31 protein-coding genes are annotated in these 22793 nt (G+C 67.5%); 29 read left to right on the forward strand and 2 right to left on the reverse strand.

The window, feature by feature from the left end:
• Positions 1 to 80: 80 nt before the first annotated feature.
• Positions 81 to 2228 (forward strand): elongation factor G, encoded by a 2148-nt coding sequence (gene fusA / locus CFK38_RS06830; RefSeq protein ID WP_096802406.1) that lies wholly within the window; start codon positions 81 to 83, stop codon positions 2226 to 2228.
• A 130-nt stretch (positions 2229 to 2358) separates the two neighbouring features.
• Positions 2359 to 3546, forward strand: a complete 1188-nt coding sequence (gene tuf / locus CFK38_RS06835) for an elongation factor Tu (protein ID WP_096802407.1) — start codon at positions 2359 to 2361, stop codon at positions 3544 to 3546.
• 153 nt (positions 3547 to 3699) lie between these two features.
• Here the strand turns inward: tuf and CFK38_RS06840 are convergent, their stop codons facing one another.
• The gene (locus CFK38_RS06840) at positions 3700 to 4536 is read right to left on the reverse strand and encodes a YflT domain-containing protein (protein WP_177371005.1); all 837 of its coding nucleotides are present in this window, start codon (positions 4534 to 4536) and stop codon (positions 3700 to 3702) included.
• Between the two features lie 270 nt (positions 4537 to 4806).
• Between CFK38_RS06840 and ngcE the strand changes: the two genes are divergently transcribed.
• From ngcE to rpsQ, 14 genes are all read left to right on the forward strand, one after another.
• Positions 4807 to 6270: an N-acetylglucosamine/diacetylchitobiose ABC transporter substrate-binding protein gene (ngcE, locus tag CFK38_RS06845; RefSeq protein WP_096802408.1), complete on the forward strand. Its 1464-nt coding sequence runs from the start codon at positions 4807 to 4809 to the stop codon at positions 6268 to 6270.
• Positions 6270 to 7235: a carbohydrate ABC transporter permease gene (locus tag CFK38_RS06850; protein WP_096802409.1), complete on the forward strand. Its 966-nt coding sequence runs from the start codon at positions 6270 to 6272 to the stop codon at positions 7233 to 7235. The genes ngcE and CFK38_RS06850 overlap by 1 nt, the downstream gene beginning before the upstream one ends.
• The gene (locus tag CFK38_RS06855; protein WP_096802410.1) at positions 7235 to 8161 is read left to right on the forward strand and encodes a carbohydrate ABC transporter permease; all 927 of its coding nucleotides are present in this window, start codon (positions 7235 to 7237) and stop codon (positions 8159 to 8161) included. The genes CFK38_RS06850 and CFK38_RS06855 overlap by 1 nt, the downstream gene beginning before the upstream one ends.
• A gap of 371 nt (positions 8162 to 8532) precedes the next feature.
• Positions 8533 to 8841 carry a 30S ribosomal protein S10 gene (rpsJ, locus tag CFK38_RS06860; RefSeq protein WP_015776378.1) on the forward strand — a complete coding sequence of 103 codons (309 nt, stop codon included), beginning with the start codon at positions 8533 to 8535 and terminating at the stop codon, positions 8839 to 8841.
• Between the two features lie 11 nt (positions 8842 to 8852).
• Positions 8853 to 9533 carry a 50S ribosomal protein L3 gene (gene rplC, locus CFK38_RS06865; protein WP_096804252.1) on the forward strand — a complete coding sequence of 227 codons (681 nt, stop codon included), beginning with the start codon at positions 8853 to 8855 and terminating at the stop codon, positions 9531 to 9533.
• 5 nt (positions 9534 to 9538) lie between these two features.
• Positions 9539 to 10489 (forward strand): 50S ribosomal protein L4, sunset domain variant, encoded by a 951-nt coding sequence (rplD, locus tag CFK38_RS06870; RefSeq protein WP_096802411.1) that lies wholly within the window; start codon positions 9539 to 9541, stop codon positions 10487 to 10489.
• Positions 10486 to 10788: a 50S ribosomal protein L23 gene (gene rplW, locus CFK38_RS06875; protein WP_089064420.1), complete on the forward strand. Its 303-nt coding sequence runs from the start codon at positions 10486 to 10488 to the stop codon at positions 10786 to 10788. The genes rplD and rplW overlap by 4 nt, the downstream gene beginning before the upstream one ends.
• A gap of 46 nt (positions 10789 to 10834) precedes the next feature.
• Entirely contained in the window at positions 10835 to 11671 is an 837-nt protein-coding gene (gene rplB / locus CFK38_RS06880; protein WP_096802412.1) for a 50S ribosomal protein L2, read from the forward strand.
• A gap of 18 nt (positions 11672 to 11689) precedes the next feature.
• On the forward strand, positions 11690 to 11971 hold the full coding sequence (rpsS, locus tag CFK38_RS06885) for a 30S ribosomal protein S19 (RefSeq protein WP_015776373.1): 282 nt from the start codon (positions 11690 to 11692) through the stop codon (positions 11969 to 11971).
• A 72-nt stretch (positions 11972 to 12043) separates the two neighbouring features.
• Complete coding sequence (gene rplV / locus CFK38_RS06890; RefSeq protein WP_096802413.1) at positions 12044 to 12397, forward strand: 50S ribosomal protein L22; 354 nt, start codon at positions 12044 to 12046, stop codon at positions 12395 to 12397.
• Positions 12398 to 12407: 10 nt separating this feature from the next.
• Positions 12408 to 13250, forward strand: coding sequence for a 30S ribosomal protein S3 (rpsC, locus tag CFK38_RS06895; protein ID WP_096802414.1), 843 nt, complete (start codon positions 12408 to 12410; stop codon positions 13248 to 13250).
• Positions 13251 to 13255: 5 nt separating this feature from the next.
• Positions 13256 to 13675, forward strand: a complete 420-nt coding sequence (gene rplP, locus CFK38_RS06900; protein WP_096802415.1) for a 50S ribosomal protein L16 — start codon at positions 13256 to 13258, stop codon at positions 13673 to 13675.
• Positions 13675 to 13908: a 50S ribosomal protein L29 gene (gene rpmC / locus CFK38_RS06905; protein ID WP_096802416.1), complete on the forward strand. Its 234-nt coding sequence runs from the start codon at positions 13675 to 13677 to the stop codon at positions 13906 to 13908. The genes rplP and rpmC overlap by 1 nt, the downstream gene beginning before the upstream one ends.
• Positions 13909 to 13928: 20 nt before the next feature.
• On the forward strand, positions 13929 to 14264 hold the full coding sequence (gene rpsQ, locus CFK38_RS06910; RefSeq protein WP_096802417.1) for a 30S ribosomal protein S17: 336 nt from the start codon (positions 13929 to 13931) through the stop codon (positions 14262 to 14264).
• 143 nt (positions 14265 to 14407) lie between these two features.
• On the opposite strand, the gene CFK38_RS06915 is transcribed toward rpsQ, so the two are convergent.
• Positions 14408 to 14818: a hypothetical protein gene (locus CFK38_RS06915; protein ID WP_096802418.1), complete on the reverse strand. Its 411-nt coding sequence runs from the start codon at positions 14816 to 14818 to the stop codon at positions 14408 to 14410.
• 463 nt (positions 14819 to 15281) lie between these two features.
• On the opposite strand from CFK38_RS06915, the gene rplN reads away from it, so the two are divergent.
• The 13 genes from rplN (at position 15282) to map (ending at position 22496) form a co-directional block, all read left to right on the forward strand.
• Complete coding sequence (gene rplN, locus CFK38_RS06920) at positions 15282 to 15650, forward strand: 50S ribosomal protein L14 (RefSeq protein ID WP_096802419.1); 369 nt, start codon at positions 15282 to 15284, stop codon at positions 15648 to 15650.
• A gap of 1 nt (position 15651) precedes the next feature.
• Positions 15652 to 16038 carry a 50S ribosomal protein L24 gene (gene rplX, locus CFK38_RS06925; protein ID WP_096802420.1) on the forward strand — a complete coding sequence of 129 codons (387 nt, stop codon included), beginning with the start codon at positions 15652 to 15654 and terminating at the stop codon, positions 16036 to 16038.
• 1 nt (position 16039) lies between these two features.
• The gene (gene rplE / locus CFK38_RS06930) at positions 16040 to 16609 is read left to right on the forward strand and encodes a 50S ribosomal protein L5 (RefSeq protein ID WP_096802421.1); all 570 of its coding nucleotides are present in this window, start codon (positions 16040 to 16042) and stop codon (positions 16607 to 16609) included.
• A 1-nt stretch (position 16610) separates the two neighbouring features.
• Entirely contained in the window at positions 16611 to 16796 is a 186-nt protein-coding gene (locus CFK38_RS06935; RefSeq protein WP_010550318.1) for a type Z 30S ribosomal protein S14, read from the forward strand.
• Positions 16797 to 16868: 72 nt separating this feature from the next.
• On the forward strand, positions 16869 to 17267 hold the full coding sequence (gene rpsH, locus CFK38_RS06940; RefSeq protein ID WP_089064409.1) for a 30S ribosomal protein S8: 399 nt from the start codon (positions 16869 to 16871) through the stop codon (positions 17265 to 17267).
• A 19-nt stretch (positions 17268 to 17286) separates the two neighbouring features.
• Positions 17287 to 17829: a 50S ribosomal protein L6 gene (gene rplF / locus CFK38_RS06945; RefSeq protein WP_096802422.1), complete on the forward strand. Its 543-nt coding sequence runs from the start codon at positions 17287 to 17289 to the stop codon at positions 17827 to 17829.
• Positions 17830 to 17831: 2 nt separating this feature from the next.
• A complete protein-coding gene (rplR, locus tag CFK38_RS06950) occupies positions 17832 to 18218 on the forward strand; it encodes a 50S ribosomal protein L18 (RefSeq protein ID WP_096804253.1) in 387 nt (128 codons plus the stop codon).
• Positions 18219 to 18255: 37 nt separating this feature from the next.
• Positions 18256 to 18939, forward strand: a complete 684-nt coding sequence (rpsE, locus tag CFK38_RS06955) for a 30S ribosomal protein S5 (RefSeq protein WP_096802423.1) — start codon at positions 18256 to 18258, stop codon at positions 18937 to 18939.
• Positions 18936 to 19118 (forward strand): 50S ribosomal protein L30, encoded by a 183-nt coding sequence (rpmD, locus tag CFK38_RS06960; RefSeq protein ID WP_157773557.1) that lies wholly within the window; start codon positions 18936 to 18938, stop codon positions 19116 to 19118. Before rpsE ends, rpmD begins: the two co-directional genes overlap by 4 nt.
• Before the next feature lie 3 nt (positions 19119 to 19121).
• On the forward strand, positions 19122 to 19589 hold the full coding sequence (gene rplO, locus CFK38_RS06965; protein WP_157773396.1) for a 50S ribosomal protein L15: 468 nt from the start codon (positions 19122 to 19124) through the stop codon (positions 19587 to 19589).
• Positions 19590 to 19753: 164 nt separating this feature from the next.
• On the forward strand, positions 19754 to 21058 hold the full coding sequence (secY, locus tag CFK38_RS06970; RefSeq protein WP_096802425.1) for a preprotein translocase subunit SecY: 1305 nt from the start codon (positions 19754 to 19756) through the stop codon (positions 21056 to 21058).
• A complete protein-coding gene (locus tag CFK38_RS06975) occupies positions 21055 to 21648 on the forward strand; it encodes an adenylate kinase (protein WP_096802426.1) in 594 nt (197 codons plus the stop codon). The genes secY and CFK38_RS06975 overlap by 4 nt, the downstream gene beginning before the upstream one ends.
• Positions 21648 to 22496, forward strand: a complete 849-nt coding sequence (gene map / locus CFK38_RS06980; protein ID WP_096802427.1) for a type I methionyl aminopeptidase — start codon at positions 21648 to 21650, stop codon at positions 22494 to 22496. Before CFK38_RS06975 ends, map begins: the two co-directional genes overlap by 1 nt.
• Positions 22497 to 22793: the final 297 nt, after the last annotated feature.

Below are 22793 nucleotides of genomic sequence, written 5' to 3' on the forward strand. Positions count from 1 at the left end.
GGTCCGCCCGTCCGGGCGGACTCCACCGACTGTCCTTCGGCAGCTCCACCAGCATCCGTTCTCCAGAAAGGCACAAGCCCGTGGCACTTGAAGTGCTCAGCGACCTGAACAAGGTCCGCAACATCGGCATCATGGCGCACATCGATGCCGGCAAGACCACCACGACCGAGCGCATCCTCTTCTACACCGGCGTGAACTACAAGATGGGCGAGACCCACGACGGCGCCGGCACGATGGACTGGATGGAGCAGGAGAAGGAGCGCGGCATCACCATCACGTCCGCCGCGACGACCTGCTACTGGCACGACAGCCAGATCAACATCATCGACACCCCCGGCCACGTCGACTTCACCGTCGAGGTGGAGCGCTCGCTGCGCGTGCTCGACGGTGCCGTCGCGGTGTTCGACGGCAAGGAGGGCGTGGAGCCCCAGTCGGAGACCGTCTGGCGCCAGGCCGACAAGTACGAGGTCCCGCGCATCTGCTTCGTCAACAAGATGGACAAGCTGGGCGCCGACTTCTTCTTCACGGTCGGCACCATCACCGATCGACTCGGCGCGAAGCCGCTGGTCATGCAGGTCCCGATCGGCGCGGAGAACGACTTCCGCGGCATCGTCGACCTGGTCGAGATGAAGGCCTACGACTGGCCGGACACGCTCGAGGAGGACATGCCCGCGATCAACTCCAAGAAGGGTGATCCCTCGCTCGGCCAGTGGCAGCGCGAGATCCCGATCCCCGAGGAGCTGGCGGACACCGTCGAGGAGTACCGCAGCAAGCTCGTCGAGGACGTCGCCGAGAGCTCCGAGGAGCTCATGGAGGCCTACCTCGAGGAGGGCGACCTCACCGTCGAGCAGCTCAAGACCGGCATCCGCGCGATGACCATCGCCTCCGAGGCCTACCCGGTCTTCTGCGGGACCGCGTTCAAGAACAAGGGCGTCCAGCCCGTCCTGAACGGCGTCATCGACTACCTGCCCTCCCCGCTCGACGTGCCCCCGATGGAGGGCCACAAGCCGGGCGACGAGGACACGGTCCTGACCCGCAAGCCGGACTGGGACGAGCCCTTCTCGGGCCTCGCCTTCAAGGTCGCCGCGCACCCGTTCTTCGGGTCGCTGACCTACGTGCGCGTCTACTCCGGCCAGGTGAAGCAGGGCGATCAGATCCTGAACGCCACCACCGGCAAGAAGGAGCGCGTGGGCAAGCTGTTCCAGATGCACTCCAACAAGGAGAACCCGGTGGAGGAGGCCTTCGCGGGTCACATCTACGCCTTCATCGGTCTGAAGGACACCACCACCGGTGACACCCTGACGGATTCGGCGAACCCGATCCAGCTGGAGTCCATGAGCTTCCCCGATCCGGTCATCTCGGTGGCCATCGAGCCGAAGACCAAGGGTGACCAGGAGAAGCTGGGTGTGGCCATCCAGAAGCTCGCCAAGGAGGATCCGACCTTCCAGGTGGAGCTCGACGAGGAGTCCGGCCAGACCGTCATCAAGGGCATGGGCGAGCTGCACCTCGACATCCTCGTGGACCGCATGCGTCGCGAGTTCAACGTCGAGGCGAACATCGGCAAGCCGCAGGTGGCCTACCGCGAGACGATCAAGCGGACGGTGGAGAAGTTCGACTTCACCCACAAGAAGCAGACCGGCGGCTCCGGCCAGTTCGCGAAGGTCCAGCTGACCTTCGGCCCGCTGACCGATGCCGAGGAGGGCGTGTTCTACGAGTTCGAGAACAAGGTCACCGGCGGTCGCATCCCGCGCGAGTACATCCCGAGCGTGGACGCGGGCATCCAGAGCGCCCTGGAGTCCGGCATCATGGCCGGCTACCCGGTCGTGAACGTCAAGGTCGCCCTCCTGGACGGCGCCTACCACGACGTCGACTCCTCGGAGATGGCCTTCAAGATCGCCGGCTCCATGGCGGCCAAGGAGGCCCTGCGCAAGGCGCAGCCGGTGCTCCTCGAGCCCCTCATGGACGTCGAGGTCCGTACTCCGGAGGAGTACATGGGAGATGTCATCGGCGACCTGAACTCCCGGCGAGGTCAGGTCCAGTCGATGGAGGACGCGAGCGGGGTCAAGATCGTCCGTGCTCTCGTCCCGCTGTCCGAGATGTTCGGGTACGTCGGCGACCTGCGGTCCAAGACCCAGGGTCGCGCGATGTACACGATGCAGTTCGACAGCTACTCGGAGGTCCCCTCCAGCATCGCTGAGGAGATCGTCGCGAAGACCCGGGGCGAGTGAGGCGTCGGGGGCAGCAGGTAGGCTCCTTCTCCTGCTCCCCCCGCCGTTCCCATCGGCCTCCGCCTCACCGAGGCGGGATCCGATCCCGATCCAGAAGTACCACGATTAGAAGTCCTAGGAGGACACCATCATGGCGAAGGCCAAGTTCGAGCGGACCAAGCCGCACGTCAACATCGGCACCATCGGTCACGTCGACCACGGCAAGACCACGCTGAGCGCTGCGATCTCGAAGGTCCTGTACGACAAGTTCCCGGACCTGAACCAGGCCCGTGACTTCGACACGATCGACAACGCGCCCGAGGAGAAGCAGCGCGGCATCACGATCAACGTCTCGCACATCGAGTACGAGACCGACAAGCGCCACTATGCGCACGTCGACGCTCCCGGTCACGCCGACTACGTGAAGAACATGATCACCGGCGCCGCTCAGATGGACGGTGCGATCCTCGTGGTCGCCGCCACCGACGGCCCGATGGCGCAGACCCGCGAGCACGTGCTGCTGGCCAAGCAGGTCGGCGTCCCCTACCTGCTCGCCGCGCTCAACAAGTCCGACATGGTCGACGACGAGGAGATCCTCGAGCTCGTCGAGATGGAGGTCCGCGAGATGCTGGCCGCTCAGGGCTTCGACGAGGAGGCGCCGGTCATCCAGGTGTCCGCGCTGAAGGCTCTCGAGGGCGATCCCAAGTGGGTCAAGTCCGTCGAGGACCTCATGGACGCCGTGGACGAGTCCATCCCGGACCCGGTCCGCGATCTCGACCAGGCCTTCCTGATGCCGATCGAGGACGTCTTCACGATCCAGGGTCGTGGCACCGTCGTCACCGGCAAGGTCGACCGCGGCAAGCTGTCGATCAACTCGGAGGTCGAGATCCTCGGCATCCGCAAGCCGCAGAAGACGATCGTCACCGGCATCGAGATGTTCCACAAGCAGATGGACGAGGCGTGGGCCGGCGAGAACTGCGGCCTGCTGCTGCGTGGCACCAAGCGTGAGGACGTCGAGCGCGGCCAGGTCGTGGCCAAGCCCGGCACCATCACCCCGCACACCAACTTCGAGGCGCAGGTCTACATCCTGTCCAAGGACGAGGGCGGCCGTCACAACCCGTTCTACTCGAACTACCGTCCGCAGTTCTACTTCCGGACCACCGACGTCACCGGCGTCATCGAGCTGCCCGAGGGCACCGAGATGGTCATGCCCGGCGACAACACCGAGATGACGGTCGAGCTGATCCAGCCGATCGCCATGGAGGAGGGCCTCGGCTTCGCCATCCGTGAGGGTGGCCGCACCGTGGGCTCCGGCCGCGTCACCAAGATCACCAAGTGATCGCCGCGGGGGAGACCCCGCAGCCGTGAGGCGCTCGCTCCGCGAGAGCTGAACCGCAGAAGAAGGCCCCGCACCGAGATGATCGGTGCGGGGCCTTCTCGCATTCCGGGCGGCCGGTCGCGCACGGCACAGAGCGTCGACGGCAGGGGCGGCTCAGTGCTCGGGGCCGCCTCCGGGACGCCCATCGGGTCCCGAGGTGCGCGGATCCTCGCTCGGGGGAGTCGTCGAGGGATCCTCGGACTGCCCCGCCGGCCTGCCGTAGTTCGGGCGAGGACTGCGGGCGGTGGGTGTCTCGCTCTGCGAGGGGCTGCTCTGCGCGGGCTGTCCGTAACTCGGGCGCCCGGACGCGGGAGCCGTCGGCGACGGCGCGCCGAGGGGCGGGGGCGCTGCCCCGAACTGCTGACCACCGCTGCGTACGGCAGGGTCGTAGGGCGTGGGCGGCTGCGAGACCTGCTCGGCGCCACTGGTCGCCGGGCCCCGCACCGGTACGGGCGCGGCGCCGGATTCGGCGAGGAGCTGCTGCGCCTGCGCCGCGTGCTTGTGCTCGACCAGCAGCTCGTACTGCATCGGGATGGTAGCCGTCATCGAGGTGAAGTCCCGCCGGCCCCCCGACATCGTGTACCCGATCACCGAGGAGACGGTGAAGAACACGATGCCCAGCACCACGCTGGTGAGGATGACCGTGAGGTTGCCCGGGGAGAGCAGGAGCAGCAGCAGGCCGAGGAAGAGTCCCATCCACAGGCCGGAGAGGGCACCCTGAGAGATCACCTTGGGCCAGGTGCGTCGGCCGGTGACCCGCTCCATCAGCTTCAGATCCGTGCCGACGATCAGGGTGCTCTGGACCGGGAACTGCTTGTCCGCGAGGGTGTCCACCACCGACTGCACCTCCTGATACGTGCTGTACACGCCGAGGGAGCGGGGGTATTCGAGATCGTAGAGGCGCGCCGTCAGCGGGGAGGCGGAGCGCGGAGACTGCGGAGGCTGGCTCATGGGACCACCGTAGAGCAGGAGTTCGCGAACTGGCTGGATCAGCACCGAGCATGAGGTGTGAAGATCTGCGAGCGCTGCAGGTCGAAGAGGAGCGTGCAGGCTCCCGACGCCGGGCTGACCGAGAATCGTCCACTTCTGCAACATTTTGGTCACATTGACCGCGAGGCATGCAGATTCGAGCAGGTCGCGGGTATTCTCACTGCACGGTGCGGACTGGATTCGCGCTCGCTCGACAGCAGATTCTCCGCTTCAACGACGAAAGAGGGCGCTATGGACGACTCCAAGGACCCCACCATCCTCGACACCCCGGCCGAGAAGCTGGGTGCGTCCCGACGACTGTTCCTGGGCCTCGCCGGCGCCGGTGCCGGTGCTGCGGCCCTGAGCGCCTGCGCCGCCGGTGGCGGCTCGGGCGACGAGGGCGACGGTGAGGCCGGGATCGGGACCGGCGAGGGCGAGGTCTCCGAGGACAACCCCTTCGGGGTCTCCGGCGAGCTGCCGGTGGACGTCGTCATCTTCAATGGCGGATACGGCGACCAGTACGCGAAGGACGCCGGCAAGAAGTACGAGGAGTTGTACCCGGACGCCAAGGTCAAGGTCTCCTCGACGGTGAACATCCAGCCGGATCTGCAGCCGCGCTTCATCGGCGGGAACCCGCCGGACCTCTTCGACAACTCCGGTGCGCAGTCGATGAACGCCGGCGCCCTGGTCGGTGAGGGCAGCGTCGCCGAGCTCGATCCGCTCATCGAGGCGACCTCCCTCGACGGCGGCACCATCAAGGACTCGCTGATCCCGGGTTCGCTGGATGCGGGGACCTACTCCGGCAAGCTGTACGCGCTCAACTACGTCTACACCGTCTATGCGGTGTGGCTCTCGCGCAAGCAGTTCGAGGAGAAGGGCTGGGCCATGCCCGCCACCTGGGACGACGTGATGACCATCGGTGAGGCGGCGAAGGCCGAGGGCATCGCCCTGTTCCCGTGGGGCGGGCAGAACGCTTCGAACTACTACCGCGAACTCGCTCTCTCGATGGCCGTCAAGGAGGGTGGCGTCGAGGTGCAGAAGAAGCTCGACCGGCTCGAGCCCGATGCCTTCGAGCAGGACTCGGTCGTCGCGGCGTACGCGGCGATCGAGGACGCCGTCAAGGCCGGGTACTTCCTCTCCGGTGGTGCGGGGATCAAGCACACCGAGGCCCAGGCCCAGTGGGTCACGGGGAACGCGGTGATGTATCCGTCGGGCTCGTGGATCGAGAACGAGCAGAAGGGCATCACCCCGGAGGACTACGAGATGGTCGGCGTGCCCACGCCTCAGCTGAGCACGAACGGGGCCATGCCGGCGGAGGCCATCCACGGCACGGCCGGCGAGCCCTTCTTCGTCCCCAGCGATGCCGCCAACGGGCCCGGCGGTCTCGAGTTCCTGCGCGTCATGCTCTCGAAGGAGCAGGCGCAGAACTTCTCGAAGATCACCTCGTCCCCGACGGTCCTGAAGGACACCATCCCCGAGGACGCCTTCGGCTCCACCGCGCTCGCCTCCACCAACGAGATGATCACCGCGGCCGGAGAGAACACCTTCCACATCAGCCACCGGGACTGGTACGGCCTCGGTCCGGACACGGTCACCCTGTGGACGGAGTTCCTCAGCGGCGACCTCACTGCTGACGAGGCCCGAGAGCGCGAGCAGTCGATGATCGACGCTGTCCGCGAGGACGACAGCATCGAGAAGTTCGACGTTCCCGAGTGATGACGAGCGCCACCACTGCAGTCCCCTCGGGTGCGCCGGTGCGCACCCGAGGGGCACGCCGCAGGGTCACGCCGTCCCGGGTGCTGTTCTTCGCGAGCTTCCTCGGGCTGCCCCTGCTCCTGTACGTCGTGATCGTCGTCTGGCCGATCGTGCAGGCGATCTACTACTCGCTGACGGACTGGCGGGGATTGGGGGCCGCCCCAGAGTTCATCGGGCTGGCCAACTACGCCCGGCTGTTCCAGGACCCCACGTTCCTCAAGGCGCTGACCAACAACCTCATCCTGATGGTCGCGCTGCCGACGGTCGTGATCGTGCTCGCGTTCGCGCTGGCGATCCTGGTGACGGTCGGCGGCAGCACGCGAGGTGAGATCCGCGGCGTGCGCGGCGCGAACTTCTTCCGCATGGTCAGCTTCTTCCCGTACGTCATCCCGGCCGTCGTGGTGGGCATCCTGTTCGCCTTCATCTACTCGCCCAACGGGGGACTGCTGAACGGCACCCTGGGCCTGATCGGTCTGGATCCGGGGATCGCCTGGCTAGGGGACCCGAACTTCGCGCTGATCGCGGTGGGCCTGGCCGTGGTCTGGAACCTGCTCGGCTTCTACATGGTGCTGTTCGTCGCGGCGATCCATTCGGTCCCCGCAGAGGTCGTCGAGGCCGCGCGCCTCGACGGGTGCGGTCGCCTGCGACTGTCCGTGCAGGTGATCCTGCCGATGGTCCGGGAGAACGTCTCCACGGCCGCGGTCTACATGGGGATCGTCGCCCTGGATATGTTCGTGTACATCCAGGTGATGACCCCCAACGGCGGCACCGGCAAGAGCACCGAGGTCATCTCCCGGTACCTCTACCAGACGGCATTCTTCGACTCGCGCTTCGGGCTGGCCTCGGCGATGGGTGTGGTGCTCGCTCTGGTGACCATGCTGATGGCCGTGATCGTCCTGTTCAGCTTCCGACGGAAGGACGTGTGATGGCGACCGAGAAACTCGACTCCGCGACCGCGGTGCCGGTCCGGGACGGCGCCGGCGCGTCCGGGGGGCGGAAGAGCGGAGCGCACCCCAAGGCCTCCGGCGGTGACCGGACGTTCGGCGTCATCGCCAACGTGGTCCTGAGCATCTGGGCGCTGCTGGTGATCCTGCCGCTGCTGTGGACCTTCTACAGCTCGTTCAAGAACTCGCGGGAGATCCTCATCTCGCCCTTCAGCCTCCCGGAGAAGCTGAACTTCGACAACTTCGTGAACGCCTGGACCGAGGCCGGCATCGGCCGGTTCTTCGGGAACACGCTGATCGTGGTCGGCGGAGCCCTGTTCCTGGTGATGCTGCTCGGCTCGATGTGCGCGTACATCCTGGCGCGCTACACCTTCCCCGGACGGCGGATGATCTACTACGCGCTGATCGCAGGTCTCACGTTCCCGCTGTTCCTCGCCGTGGTGCCGCTGTTCTTCGTGCTCGAGTCGCTGCAGCTGAGGAACACGTATCTGGGTCTCATCCTGGCCTATTCAGGGTTCGCGCTGCCGTTCACGGTGTTCTTCCTCTACGCGTTCTTCCGGCAGCTGCCGGAGGAGATCGCCGAGGCCGCCGCCATCGACGGTGCGGGGGACTTCCGCACCTTCTTCCAGGTGATGGTCCCGATGGCGCTCCCGGGTCTCGCGAGCGTGACGATCTTCAACTTCCTGGGCCTGTGGAACCAGTTCCTGCTGCCGGTCGTGCTCAACACGGATCAGAGCAAGTTCGTGCTCGCCCAAGGGCTCGCGAACATGCAGGCCCAGCAGGGCTACCAGTCGGACTGGGGAGCGATGTTCGCTGCCGTGACGATCACGATCCTGCCGGTGCTCATCATCTACGCGTTCTTCCAGCGTCAGCTGCAGGGCGGAGTCGGCCGCAGCTCGGACAAGTGAGGAGCGACAGCTCCTCGTGCATGGCCCTCGACGGGCCCGGGACCCTGGATGTGACAGGGTGCACCCGGGCCCGTCTTGTCGTGGCGGACCGCTTCTGACAGACTGTTCGAGTTGTCTGCGCGGGCCGACATGCCCGGTTCCGTTCTCCGAGGGTCTCCTCGGCGAATGATCACCGGATGGGGCCCGTCCCGAGGATGCGAATCGCGCCCCATGGCGCGAAGTGCGCATCGTCGCAGGGATACGACGCAGACGCAGCCGATTCTCGGCGGTCTCGTGCTGGGCTCGTATGCCCCGCGGAGGCCGACACGCCCGTCCTCGGGTACCGGGAGACGGCTGCATCCATGCCAGACGAGGAAGAGAGACAGGACGCCATGGCGGGACAGAAGATCCGCATCCGGCTCAAGTCGTACGACCACGAGGTGATCGACAGCTCGGCGCGCAAGATCGTCGATACGGTCACCAGCGCTGGCGCGACTGTCGTGGGCCCGGTGCCGCTGCCGACGGAGAAGAACGTGTTCTGCGTGATCCGTTCGCCGCACAAGTACAAGGACTCCCGTGAGCATTTCGAGATGCGCACGCACAAGCGCCTGATCGACATCGTCGATCCCACGCCGAAGGCCGTGGATTCGCTCATGCGTCTCGACCTGCCGGCGGACGTCAACATCGAGATCAAGCTCTGAGGGTGGTGGACATGAGCAACGAACTGACCGGCCAGAAGGCCGCTCCGGTGTCCGGCGTGCTCGGCACCAAGCTCGGCATGACCCAGGTCTGGGACGAGGCTGGAAAGCTCGTCCCCGTGACCGTCGTGCAGACCGGTGCGAACGTCGTCACCCAGATCCGCTCCGTCGAGACGGACGGCTACGACGCGGTGCAGATCGCCTACGGGCAGATCGATCCCCGCAAGGTCTCCCTGCCGCTGAAGGGGCACTTCGAGAAGGCCGGCGTCACCCCGCGCCGCCACCTCGTCGAGCTGCGCACCCTCAACGCCGCGGAGTACACCCTCGGCCAGGAGATCGACGCCTCGATCTTCGAGGCCGGCCAGAAGGTCGACGTCGTCGGCACCTCCAAGGGCAAGGGCACCGCGGGCGTCATGAAGCGCCACGGGTTCGCCGGTGTCGGCGCCTCGCACGGCCAGCACCGCAACCACCGCAAGCCCGGCTCCATCGGTGGCGCCTCCACCCCCGGTCGCGTGTTCAAGGGTCAGCGCATGGCTGGCCGCATGGGCGGCGACCGCACCAGTGTCCAGAACCTGACCGTTCACGCGGTCGACGTCGAGAAGGGCCTCGTGCTCGTCAAGGGTGCCCTCCCGGGCCCCAAGGGCGGCCTCGTGCTCGTCCGCTCGGCTGTCAAGAGCCCCGCGAAGGAGGCCTGAGCCCGATGGCAGCGAACCTGACTGTCGACGTGCTCGATCCGGCCGGCAAGAAGTCCGGCTCCGTCGAGCTGCCTGCGTCGATCTTCGACGTGCAGACCAACGTGCCCCTGATCCACCAGGTGGTCGTCGCCCAGCAGGCGGCAGGCCGCCAGGGCACCCACAAGACCAAGACCCGCGCCGAGGTGCGCGGCGGCGGCAAGAAGCCCTGGAAGCAGAAGGGCACCGGTCGTGCCCGTCAGGGCTCCCTGCGCGCCCCGCAGTTCGCCGGCGGCGGCATCGTCCACGGTCCCGTCCCGCGTGACTACAGCCAGCGCACCCCGAAGAAGATGAAGGCCGCCGCCCTGCGCGGAGCCCTCTCGGATCGGGCCCGCAACGGCCGCGTCCACGTCGTGTCCTCGCTCCTGGCGGGGGATGTCGCGTCGACCAAGTCCGTGCGCCAGACCCTGTCGAACGTCTCCGATCGTCGCCACCTGCTGGTGGTCGTGCGTCGCGACGACGATCTGGGCGCGCTCAGCTCGCGCAACCTGCCGACCACCCATGTCCTGTACGCCGATCAGGTGAACACCTACGACGTCATGCTCTCCGACGACGTGGTCTTCACCGCCGGCGCGCTCGAGGACTTCGTGGCTCAGGCGACCCTGGCCCTGCCCACCTCGAACTTCGCTGCGGCGAAGGCCGCACCGGCTGCTGCCGCCGTGGCCCCCGCCGCTGCGCAGAACGCCCCCTTCGGCGAGGGATCGGCGGCCCCCACGGCCGACGGCTCCGCCCCTGAGGGCTTCTCGATCAAGGGCAACCAGGGCTCGATGAAGTTCCACACCCCGGACTCCCCGTGGTACGGCCGCACCAAGGCCGAGGTCTGGTTCGCGAACGAGGAGGCCGCCCAGGCCGCCGGTTTCGTGAACGCCGTCAAGGAGTCCACCGCGGCCGCTGACGCCGCTGAGGAGGAGTCGAAGTGACCTCGCTGAACAAGGATCCCCGCGACGTCCTGCTGGCCCCGGTCGTCTCCGAGAAGAGCTACGGGCTGATGGACGAGGGCAAGTACACCTTCCTGGTGGCTGCCGACGCCAACAAGACCGAGATCAAGATCGCCGTCGAGAAGGTCTTCGACGTGAAGGTGAACTCGGTCAACACGATCAACCGTCAGGGCAAGTCGCGCCGCACGCGCTTCGGGACCGGCAAGCGCAAGGACACCAAGCGCGCCATCGTCACCCTGACTGACGGAGCCATCGACATCTTCGGAGGGTCGGTCGCCTGAGGCGATCGATATCCGAGGAGCCGAAGAGAGTCTGAGGGAAACCCACATGGCAATTCGTAAGAGCAAGCCGACCACACCCGGTCGTCGTTTCTCGAGTGGCGCCGACTTCGTCGAGGTCACCCGGTCCACGCCGGAGAAGTCGCTGGTCCGTCCGCTGTCCAAGTCCGGCGGCCGCAACAACAACGGTCGTATCACCTCCCGTCACCGGGGCGGTGGCCACAAGCGGGCCTACCGCGTGATCGACTTCCGTCGTCACGACAAGGACGGCGTCGGCGCGAAGGTCGCTCACATCGAGTACGACCCCAACCGCACCGCGCGCATCGCGCTGCTGCACTACCTGGACGGCGAGAAGCGCTACATCCTCGCGCCGGCCAAGCTGCGTCAGGGCGACTGGATCGAGAACGGTCCGGGCGCGGACATCAAGCCCGGCAACAACCTGCCGCTGCGGAACATCCCGCTGGGCACCGTGGTGCACGCCATCGAGCTGCGTCCCGGTGGCGGCGCCAAGATCGCCCGCAGCGCCGGCGCCTCCGTGCAGCTGGTCGCCAAGGAAGGACCGTACGCGCAGCTGCGCATGCCGTCCGGCGAGATCCGCAACGTCGACGCCCGCTGCCGCGCCACCATCGGCGAGGTCGGCAACGCCGAGCAGTCCAACATCAACTGGGGCAAGGCCGGCCGCATGCGCTGGAAGGGCAAGCGCCCTCACGTGCGCGGCGTCGTCATGAACCCCCACGATCACCCCCATGGTGGCGGCGAGGGCCGCACCTCCGGTGGTCGCCATCCGGTGTCGCCCTGGGGTCAGCCCGAGGGCCGTACCCGTCGGCCGGGCAAGGAGAGCGACAAGCTCATCGTGCGCCGTCGTCGGTCCGGCAAGAAGCGCTGATAGGGAGAATCAGAGACTATGCCTCGCAGTATCGCCAAGGGCCCCTTCGTGGACGACCACCTTCAGAAGAAGGTGGATGTCCAGAACGAGAAGGGCACCAAGAACCTCATCAAGACCTGGTCGCGTCGTTCGGTCATCACCCCGGACTTCCTCGGCCACACCTTCGCAGTGCACGACGGCCGCAAGCACGTCTCGGTGTTCGTCACCGAGTCGATGGTCGGCCACAAGCTCGGCGAGTTCGCTCCCACGCGGACTTTCAAGGGCCACGAGAAGGACGACAGAAAGGGCCGCCGTCGCTGACCTCGAGTCAGAGTCGCTGATCTCGGTCAGCACGGCAGCACGTCCCGACATCCAGAAGAAAGCAGGACAGCAATGGAAGCCAAGGCGCAGGTGCGGTACCTCCGCATGTCGCCCATGAAGGCTCGCCGCGTTGTGGACCTGATTCGTGGCAAGAGCACGGGCGAGGCCCTGGACATCCTGCGGTTCGCGCCGCAGGGAGCCAGTGAGCCCGTCCTCAAGCTCGTCGAGTCCGCGATCGCCAACGCGCGGGTGAAGGCAGATCAGGCAGGGGAGCGCTTCGATGAGCGCGAACTCGCCGTCTCCGCCGCATTCGTCGATGAGGGCCCGACCATGAAGCGGTTCCAGCCGCGAGCACAGGGTCGAGCCTTCCAGATCAAGAAGCGCACCAGCCACGTCACCGTGGTCGTCGCTCCCGTGAACAAGTAAGGAGTCCCGAATGGGCCAGAAGGTCAATCCGAACGGGTTCCGTCTCGGGATCACGACGGAGCACAGCAGCCGGTGGTTCGCCGATTCCTCCAAGGAGGGTCAGCGCTACCGCGACTACGTGAAGGAAGACGTCGCGATCCGCAGCCTCATGTCCAAGGGCATGGAGCGGGCCGGCATCTCGAAGGTCGAGATCGAGCGCACCCGTGACCGCGTGCGCGTCGACCTCCACACCGCCCGCCCGGGCATCGTCATCGGGCGTCGCGGCGCGGAGGCCGAGCGCCTGCGCGGTGAGCTCGAGAAGCTCACCGGCAAGCAGATCCAGCTGAACATCCTCGAGGTCAAGAACCCCGAGGCCGACGCTCAGCTGGTCGCTCAGGGCATCGCCGAGCAGCTCGCCGCCCGTGTCTCCTTCCGTCGTGCGATGCGCAAGGGCATGCAGTCCGCGCAGCGCGCCGGCGCGAAGGGCATCCGAGTGGCCGTCTCCGGCCGCCTCGGCGGCGCCGAGATGAGCCGCAACGAGTTCTACCGCGAGGGGCGCGTGCCGCTGCACACCCTCCGCGCGAACATCGACTACGGCTTCTACGAGGCCCGCACCGCCTTCGGCCGCATCGGCGTGAAGGTGTGGATCTACAAGGGCGACGTCACCGCCAAGGAGCTCGCGGCTCAGCAGGCCGCCTCGCAGGGTCCCCGCTCCGGCGGTCGCGGCCCGCGTGCCGAGCGTCCGCGCGGCCGTCGTAACGAGCGCAACGCCACCGCGCGTCGTGGGGACAACGCCGAGCAGTCCGCTGCTCCGGCCGCGGCTCCCGCCGAGCAGGCTGCCGCTCCCGCACAGCAGCCCGGAACGGAGGCCTGAGCGACATGCTGATCCCTCGCAGGACCAAGCACCGCAAGCAGTACCGCCCGCACCGCACCGGCATGGCCAAGGGCGGCACCGATCTCGCGTTCGGCGACTACGGCATCCAGGCGCTCGCGCCGGCCTACGTCACCAACCGCCAGATCGAGGCCGCACGTATCGCCATGACCCGCTACATGAAGCGTGGCGGCAAGGTGTTCATCAACATCTACCCCGATCGTCCGCTCACCAAGAAGCCTGCCGAGGTCCGCATGGGCTCCGGCAAGGGTTCGGTCGAGTGGTGGATCGCCAACATCAAGCCGGGACGGGTCATGTTCGAGATCGCCGGCGTCGAGGAGGAGGTGGCTCGCGAGGCACTGCGCCTGGCGCAGCACAAGCTCCCCATGAAGAGCCGCATCCTGAGCCGAGAGAGTGGTGACATCTGATGGCAGCGACCAAGCTCACCGCCGACGAACTCGACAAGCTGGACGACGCGAAGCTGGCCGAAGAGCTGGCGAAGGCGAAGGACGAGCTGTTCAAGCTCCGTTTCCAGTCCGCCACCGGCCAGCTCGAGAGCCCCGGCCGTCTGCGGTCCGTCAAGAAGGACATCGCACGGATCTACACGATCCTGCGCGAGCGCGAGCTGGGCATCCGTCAGGCGCCCGGCAGCGCCGAGTGACCGCGAAGCGAGGAACAGAGATGACTGACAACACCCAGGCCGAGACCCCGGCCGCCGAGGAGCTCGACGTGCTCGAGAAGGAGGGCGCGCACGCGTCCTCGTCCGAGCGCCCGTACCGCAAGACCGTCCGCGGTTTCGTGGTCTCCGACAAGATGGACAAGACCATCGTCGTCGAGGTCGAGGAGCGTGTGAAGCACGCTCGCTACGGCAAGGTCACGACCAAGACGAGCAAGTTCAAGGCTCATGACGAGGAGAACACCGCCGGCGTCGGCGACCGTGTCGTCGTCATGGAGACCCGTCCGACCTCCGCGACCAAGCGGTGGCGTCTGGTGGAGATCCTCGAGCGCGCCAAGTGATCCGCGGGCGGTCCGCGTGATCGCCGACGGTTCCTGAGCAGGGCCGGCACCCCCACGGGGGTGTCGGCCCTGCTCGTCGTCCCGGCGGAGGTGGGGCGGCGGAGGTGGGGGAGCGCTCCGCCGGCACGGCGCGCGGGTGGTCGTCAGCCGGCCGTGAGCCGGATCAGCAGCGCGCCGGCCAGGGCGTCCTCCGCATGCGGAGCGGGCACCTCGCGCACCGCGGCGTCGGCGGTGCGCAGGGTCACCGTGAAGGTGCCGTCGTCCGCCCGACGCAGCGCCAGGAAGTCCTCACCGAGCACCTCTCGCAGCTGGTCCTCCCGCGGGATCCACACCACTTCGTGCTGCTCGACGGAGTCCAGCGCCCACTCCGTGGTGCCGTTGAACCGCAGCAGCGGCAGACCCGCGCGTCCCAGCACCCGCTCGATCACCATCGAGGAGAGCATGAACACCTCGTTGCGCAGCTCCTGGACGTCTATCACGAAGCGGTCGCCGTCGGCCGGCTGCCATGCCAGGCCGGCGTCCCGCAGCTTCCGGGCCACATCGATATCGATCATGGGCCGAACCTACCCTTCCGTCCCGCAGCGCGAGGGCGGGGGAGGCGGGGTTCCGCGGGCGCGCCCCGCACCGAGTCCGCGAGAGCAAGCACACACGTCGGAACCGCTCGCGCAGGGGTGACAGGCCAGCGGCGGGCGCGTAGTCTTGAACGGTTGCCGGAGAACTGGCGCCCTCACCCCTGCGGTGGAAGCGCTCAGGAGTCCGCGACCGGATCCGGGCCACCAGATCCATCCTCGTCGGAGACCTCGCACCTGAGGCGAACGCCGCGCGTTCACCACGCCAGTGCCTGAGTCCGGCAGAGGGTTTTCTGATGCCCGGGGCCGGTCGACGGCAGCGTCCGGAGTCATAGCTGTGACCAGGTGCGACGCTGTGCAGCATGCAGTGTCCAGATTCCGTTCCGCAAGGCTCGGCCTGCTCGCTCCCGCGGGCGGGAAGAGAACCGGTGAGACGATAGGAGAACGAGTGATTCAGCAGGAGTCGCGACTGAAGGTCGCCGACAACACGGGTGCCAAGGAGATTCTCTGCATCCGTGTTCTCGGTGGCTCCGGTCGCCGTTACGCCAGCATCGGCGACACCATCGTGGCGACCGTCAAGGACGCCATCCCCGGTGGCAACGTCAAGAAGGGCGACGTCGTCAAGGCGGTCGTCGTCCGTACGTCCAAGGAGGTCCGTCGCGTCGACGGCTCCTACATCCGCTTCGACGAGAACGCAGCGGTCATCCTCAAGACCGACGGCGAGCCGCGCGGCACCCGCATCTTCGGCCCGGTCGGCCGCGAGCTGCGGGACAAGCGCTTCATGAAGATCGTCTCGCTGGCACCGGAGGTGGTGTGACATGGCAAAGATGAAGATCAAGAAGGGCGACCTCGTCCAGGTGATCACCGGTCGCATCAGCGATGGTGACAAGGTCGCCGCGCGCGGCCTCGAGGCCGGCGACAAGGGCAAGCAGGGTCGCGTCCTGCAGGTGTTCCCCGACAGCCAGCGCGTGCTGGTCGAGGGCATCAACCGCCGCACCCACCACGTCAAGCCCAACCAGGCCGGCGGAGCGGGCGGCATCGAGCAGCGCGAGGCCTCGATCCACGTCTCGAACGTGGCCCTGGTCGACCCGGAGGACAACAAGCCGACCAAGGTCGGCTACCGCGTCGAGACCGTCGAGCTCGAGAACGGCCGCACCAAGCAGGTGCGCGTCCGCTTCGCGAAGCGCTCCGGGAAGGACATCTGAGATGAGCGAGACCGCCACCCAGGCGCCCACCCCGCGCCTGAAGAGCAAGTACAACGAGACCATCAAGACGCAGCTGACCGAGCAGTTCGGTTACCAGAACGTCATGCTGGTGCCCGGTGTGACCAAGATCGTCGTGAACATGGGCGTCGGCGACGCCGCTCGCGACTCCAAGGTCATCGACGGCGCCATCCGGGACCTCGCGGCCATCACCGGCCAGAAGCCCCAGGTCACCAAGGCACGCAAGTCGATCGCGCAGTTCAAGCTGCGTGAGGGCATGCCGATCGGAGCGCACGTCACCCTGCGCAACGCCCGCATGTGGGAGTTCCTGGATCGTCTGCTGTCCACCGCTCTGCCCCGTATCCGTGACTTCCGGGGCCTGTCCCCGAAGCACTTCGACGGCAACGGCAACTACACCTTCGGTCTCACGGAGCAGGTCATGTTCCACGAGATCGACCAGGACAAGATCGACCGCGTCCGCGGTATGGACATCACGGTCGTGACCACCGCGAAGACCGACGACGAGGGACGCGCGCTGCTCAAGATGCTCGGCTTCCCCTTCAAGGAGAACTGATATGGCGAAGACAGCCCTGATCAAGAAGTCGGAGCGCAAGCCCAAGTTCGCGGTCCGCGCCTACACCCGGTGCCAGCGCTGCGGTCGCCCTCATTCGGTGTACCGCAAGTTCGGTCTCTGCCGCGTCTGCCTTCGCGAGATGGCTCACCGCGGAGAGCTCCCCGGCGTCACCAAGAGCAGCTGGTAAGGACTACCGCCAGAGGTCCCCGGGCGCATTCATCGCGCCAGCGGGAAACCAGGTGAGGAAGAAGCAACAGACATGACCATGACCGACCCGATCGCGGACATGCTCACGCGGATCCGTAACGCCTCAGGGGCGTACCACGAGACCGCGTCCATGCCGTACTCGAAGTTGAAGGTCCGCATCGCGGACATCCTGAAGGCTGAGGGCTACATCCTCGGCTGGACCGAGGAAGAGGCCGAGGTGGGCAGCAAGCTCGTCCTCGAGCTCAAGTACTCGGACAGCCGTGAGCGCGCCATCTCCGGGATCCGTCGTATCTCGAAGCCGGGCCTGCGTGTGTACGCGAAGTCCACCAATCTGCCCAAGGTCCTCGGCGGCCTGGGCGTGGCGATCCTGTCCACGTCCTCCGGCCTCCTGACCGACCGGCAGGCTGCCAAGAAGGGTGTGGGTGGGGAAGTCCTCGCCTACATCTGGTGAGCGGGAGAGGAGAACAGCTATGTCCCGCATCGGACTCCGACCGGTCGCAGTACCGGCAGCAGTGCAGAACGTCGCCATCGAAGGCCGCACCATCACGGTGACCGGCCCCAAGGGGGAGCTCACCCACGAGGTGCCGGCACCCCTCACCGTCGAGCGCGGTGAGGACGGCACCATCGTCGTGCGCCGCCCCGACGAGGAGCGTGAGACCAAGGCCCTCCACGGCCTGACCCGCACGCTCGTCAACAACATCGTCCTCGGCGTGACCGAGGGATTCACCAAGAAGCTGGAGATCGTGGGTACGGGCTACCGTGTCACCGCGAAGGGCACGGACCTCGAGTTCGCCCTCGGCTTCTCCCACCCCGTCGTGGTGAAGGCGCCCCAGGGCATCACCTTCACCGTCGAGACCCCGGCCAAGTTCTCGGTCAGCGGCATCTCGAAGCAGCAGGTGGGCGAGGTCGCGGCGAACATCCGCAAGATCCGCAGGCCCGAGCCCTACAAGGGCAAGGGTGTGCGCTACGCCGACGAGATCGTGGTCCGCAAGGCCGGAAAGGCTGGTAAGTGATCATGGGTTACGCACTCAAGCACACCAAGGGCAACCGCGGCAGCAAGCTGCGCTCGCGCGGCCGTCGTCACCTGCGGGTCCGTCGTCGTGTCATCGGCACCGCCCAGCGCCCCCGCCTGGTGGTCACCCGCTCGGCGCGCCACGTCTTCGTGCAGGTCGTCGACGACGCCCTGGGCAAGACCATCGCGTCGGCCTCGACCATGGAGGCGGACCTGCGCGGCTCGGAGAGCACCAAGTCGGACAAGGCCCGCACCGTCGGGACCCTGGTCGCCGAGCGTGCCCGGGCCGCCGGGATCGACTCCGTCGTGTTCGACCGCGGCGGCAACAAGTACCACGGCCGTGTGGCCGCCGTCGCTGACGGTGCCCGCGAGGCTGGCCTGGCGCTGTGATCGCCGCCCGGACACAGGACGAGAAGAGGATCTGAATATGGCTGCACAGCAGCGGAACAACGGTCCCGCGGCCTCCGGCCGACGGGACGACAACTCCAACACCAGCAACGATCGTGGACGCCAGGGTGGCGACCGCGGTGGTCGCCAGGGTGGCCGCGGCCGCGGGCAGGAGGCCGAGAAGTCGGCATTCCTCGAGCGCGTCGTGAGCATCAACCGCGTGTCGAAGGTCGTCAAGGGCGGCCGTCGATTCTCCTTCACCGCCCTCGTGGTGGTGGGTGACGGCGACGGCACCGTCGGTGTCGGCTACGGCAAGGCCAAGGAGGTCCCTGCGGCGATCTCCAAGGGTGTCGAGGAGGCGAAGAAGAACTTCTTCCGCGTCCCGCGCATCCAGGGCACCGTCGTGCACCCGGTCCAGGGTGAGGATGCGGCGGGCGTCGTCCTGCTGCGCCCGGCCGCCCCGGGCACCGGTGTGATCGCCGGCGGTCCGGTCCGCGCCGTCCTCGAGTGCGCCGGAGTGCACGACGTGCTCTCCAAGTCGCTCGGTTCGACCAACCAGATCAACATCGTGCGGGCGACCGTCGATGCGCTCAAGCAGCTCGAGGAGCCGGAGGCCGTGGCAGCACGTCGTGGCCTCGCGGTCGAGGACGTCGCCCCGGCGGCGCTCCTGCGGGCACAGGCCGAGGGTCGCGCCGCGGCCCGTGCGGAGAAGGTGGGTGCCTGATGCAGATCAAGGTGACCCAGACCCGTTCCGAGATCGGCGGCAACCCGACCCAGCGAGCCACCCTGCGCGGCCTCGGCCTCAAGCGCATCGGTGACACCGTGGTGAAGGAAGACCGCCCTGAGATCCGCGGCATGATCCGCACCGTCACCCACCTGGTGACGTTCGAAGAGGTGGACTGACAGATGATGAACAACGCTGACAACTCCGATGCTCCTCTGAAGCTTCACGACCTGCGCCCCGCGCCGGGTTCGAAGACCGCACGCACGCGCGTCGGTCGTGGTGAGGCCTCCAAGGGCAAGACCGCCGGTCGTGGTACCAAGGGCACGAAGGCCCGGTACCAGGTGCCGGCGCTGTTCGAGGGCGGGCAGGTGCCGCTGCACATGCGGCTGCCGAAGCTTCGCGGCTTCACCAACCCCTTCCGCGTCGAGTACCAGGTCGTGAACCTGGCGACCCTGCAGGAGCTGTTCCCCGAGGGCGGCACCGTCACGGTCGAGGAGCTCGTCGCCAAGGGTGCGGTGCGCAAGAACCAGCCGGTCAAGGTGCTGGGCTCGGGCGACGTGAGCGTCAAGCTCGACGTCACCGTGCAGAAGTTCTCCGCCTCGGCGGAGCAGAAGATCGCGGCGGCTGGCGGGTCCGTCACCACCGCGTGAGTCTCTTTTGACGGGGCACCGCGGCGCAGAATACTCTGCTCCGCGGTGCCCCGTCGTCATATCCCGTGGTCATACGGGGCCGGTCCGACGGCCGTGCAGACACGCGGCACCGGGACGGGCATGACACCCTAGGTCCCGTCCCCGGACCCCCAGGAGGGAAACAGGTGAACTCGTTCGTGCGCGCGCTGCGCACCCCCGAGCTGAGAGCGAAGATCTTCTTCACGCTCGGTCTGATCGCCGTCTATCGCCTCGGCGTCTTCATCCCCACCCCGGGATTCGACGCCACCAACGTGATGATGTGCGCAGACCAGGCGGCCTCGGCCGGTGGCTCCAACGTCCTGGGCATGGTCAACATGTTCTCCGGTGGCGCCCTGCTGCAGCTTTCCGTCTTCGCCCTCGGCGTGATGCCCTACATCACCGCCTCCATCATCGTGCAGCTGCTGCGGGTGGTGATCCCGCGGTTCGAGGCCCTCCACAAGGAGGGCGCCTCCGGCACCGCGAAGCTCACCCAGTACACCCGGTACCTCACCATCGGGCTCGGCGTGCTCCAGTCGACCACCATCATCACGCTGGTGCGCTCGGGCAACTTCTTCGTGGGCTGCAACCTCGAGCTGGTCCCGGACCAGTCGCTCCTGACGCTGCTGACCATGGTGCTGACCATGACCGTCGGCACCGTGCTGATCATGTTCATGGGCGAGATGATCACCGAGCGCGGCGTGGGCAACGGCATGTCGCTGATGATCTTCACCTCGATCGCCGCGGGTTTCCCGGCCTCCTTCGGCCAGGTCTTCAAGATGCAGGGATGGCTCACCTTCTCGCTGGTGCTCCTCGTCGGCCTGGTGATCATGGTCGGGATGGTGTTCGTCGAACAGGCGCAGCGCCGGATCCCGGTCCAGTACGCCAAGCGCATGGTGGGCCGGCGCATGTACGGCGGCACCTCCACCTACATCCCGGTCAAGGTCAACCAGGCCGGCGTCATCCCGGTCATCTTCGCCGCCTCGATCCTGGCGCTGCCCCAGATGGCGAGCTCCTTCGGGGATCCGGAGGCCGGCTGGGTGCAGTGGGTGAACGCGCACCTGGTCATGGGCTTCTCGTTCTCCTGGATCTACGCGATCGTCTACGTGACCCTGATCGTCTTCTTCGCCTTCTTCTACACCTCGATCACCTTCAACGCCGAGGAGATCGCGGACAACATGAAGAAGTACGGGGGCTTCGTCCCCAACGTCCGCGCCGGCCGGCCCACGGAGCGCTACCTGCGCTACGTGATCAACCGGATCCAGTCCGCGGGCGCCGTGTACCTCGCGGTGATCTGCCTGATCCCGCTGATCGCACTCGTCTATCTCGGAACCTCGCAGGACTTCCCGCTCGGCGGCGTGTCCCTGCTGATCATCATCGGCGTCGGCCTCGACACCGTGAAGCAGATCGATGCGAAGCTCCAGCAGCACCACTACGAAGGGATCCTCCGGTGAACACCTCGACCACCGACACCTCCGCGCGCCGGCTGCTCATCGTCGGCCCGCCCGGCGCCGGCAAGGGCACCCAGGCCGTGCGCATCGCCGAGCAGCTGTCCATCCCGGCCATCTCCACCGGCGACATCTTCCGCGCGAACGTCTCCGGCCAGACCGAGCTCGGCGTGCTCGCGAAGTCCTACATGGACTCCGGAGAGTACGTCCCGGACTCCGTCACCAACGACATGGTGCGCTCGCGCCTGGCCGAGGACGACGCGCAGGGCGGCTTCCTGCTGGACGGCTATCCCCGCACCCTCGACCAGGTCGAGGCGCTGGATTCGATGCTGTCCGAGCTCGAGACCTCCCTCGATGCCGTGCTGCTGCTCGTGGTCGAGACCGAGGAGGTCGTCGGCCGCCTCGTCGAGCGCGGCAAGGAGCAGGGCCGCAGCGACGACACCGAGGAGACCATCCGCAAGCGTCTCGACGTCTACGCGGAGCAGACCGCGCCGCTGATCGACGTCTACGAGAAGCGCGGCCTGGTGCGCCGGGTCGACGGCATGGCCTCGATCGACGAGGTCACCGCCGCGCTGCGCGAGGCCCTCGCCGGCTGATGAGCATCCTGCCGGAGCGGGTGGAGCTGAAGACTCCCGAGCAGATCCTGGTGATGCGGCGCAGCGGCCAGCTGCTGCACCGCGTGCACGAGATGCTCGCCGAGCAGATCCGTCCCGGGGTGACCACCAACCAGCTGGACACCCTCGCGCACGACATGATCCGGGATGCCGGGGCCACCCCGAACTTCCTGGGCTACCAGGGATACCCGGCCACGCTGTGCCTCAGCGTGAACGACGTCGTGGTCCACGGGATCCCCGACGACCGTCCGCTCCAGGACGGCGACATCGTCTCGATCGACGGTGGACTGATCATCGACGGCTGGCACTCGGATGCCGCCCGCACCCATGTGGTGGGGGAGCCCCGCTCCGTCGCGGATGCAGAGCTGGTGCGCATCACCCGCGAGGCGCTGTGGACCGGCATCGCGGCGCTGGCCACCGCCGCTCGGGTGGGCGAGATCGGCGCCGCGATCGAGGACTTCGTCGCCGACGCGGCGGGCGAGTCCCTCTCCCACCTCGAGGGCTTCGGGGGCCATGGCATCGGCAGCGCGATGCACCAGGCCCCCGACGTCATGAACTACCGCACCCGGTCCCGCGGACCGAGGGTGCGCCCCGGGCTGTGCCTGGCCATCGAGCCGATGCTGATCCAGGGCCCCGGCAACTGGGTGCTCGAGGACGACGACTGGACCGTGCGGGCCACCGCGGGCGGCCGGGCCGCCCACAGCGAGCACTCCGTCGCCGTGACCGAGCAGGGCCTGCTGGTGCTCACGGCGGGCGATGGCGGCGCCGCCGAGCTCGCGCTGCGCGGGGTGGTCGCCGCCCCCGACCCGCTCGCCGACGCCGCTGGCTGACGGGCTGCGGGCGAGCCCGCCGAGCAGTGTGACGTGAGCGGCGTCATCACCGCCGGCCCTCGCCTCGAGGGGGAGGCGCGTGTAGGCTGGTCCATCGGGTGTGCTCCGCGCGCGTCGTCCCCTTCGCAGGTCGTGCAGTCCCGTCGTGCCGACTCATCGACCGGCTCCGCCGTGTCGATCAGCGAGACCGACGATTCGCCGAGGCGTCACCCGTGTCGACCACCGCACCGTCACCCGACGGTCGGTGAGCACGGCCTGAGGAATCAGGAACGCGGAACTCGGACCCGGCGTGCCGGA

The organism is Brachybacterium vulturis, from assembly GCF_002407185.1.
Classification (GTDB): domain Bacteria; phylum Actinomycetota; class Actinomycetes; order Actinomycetales; family Dermabacteraceae; genus Brachybacterium; species Brachybacterium vulturis.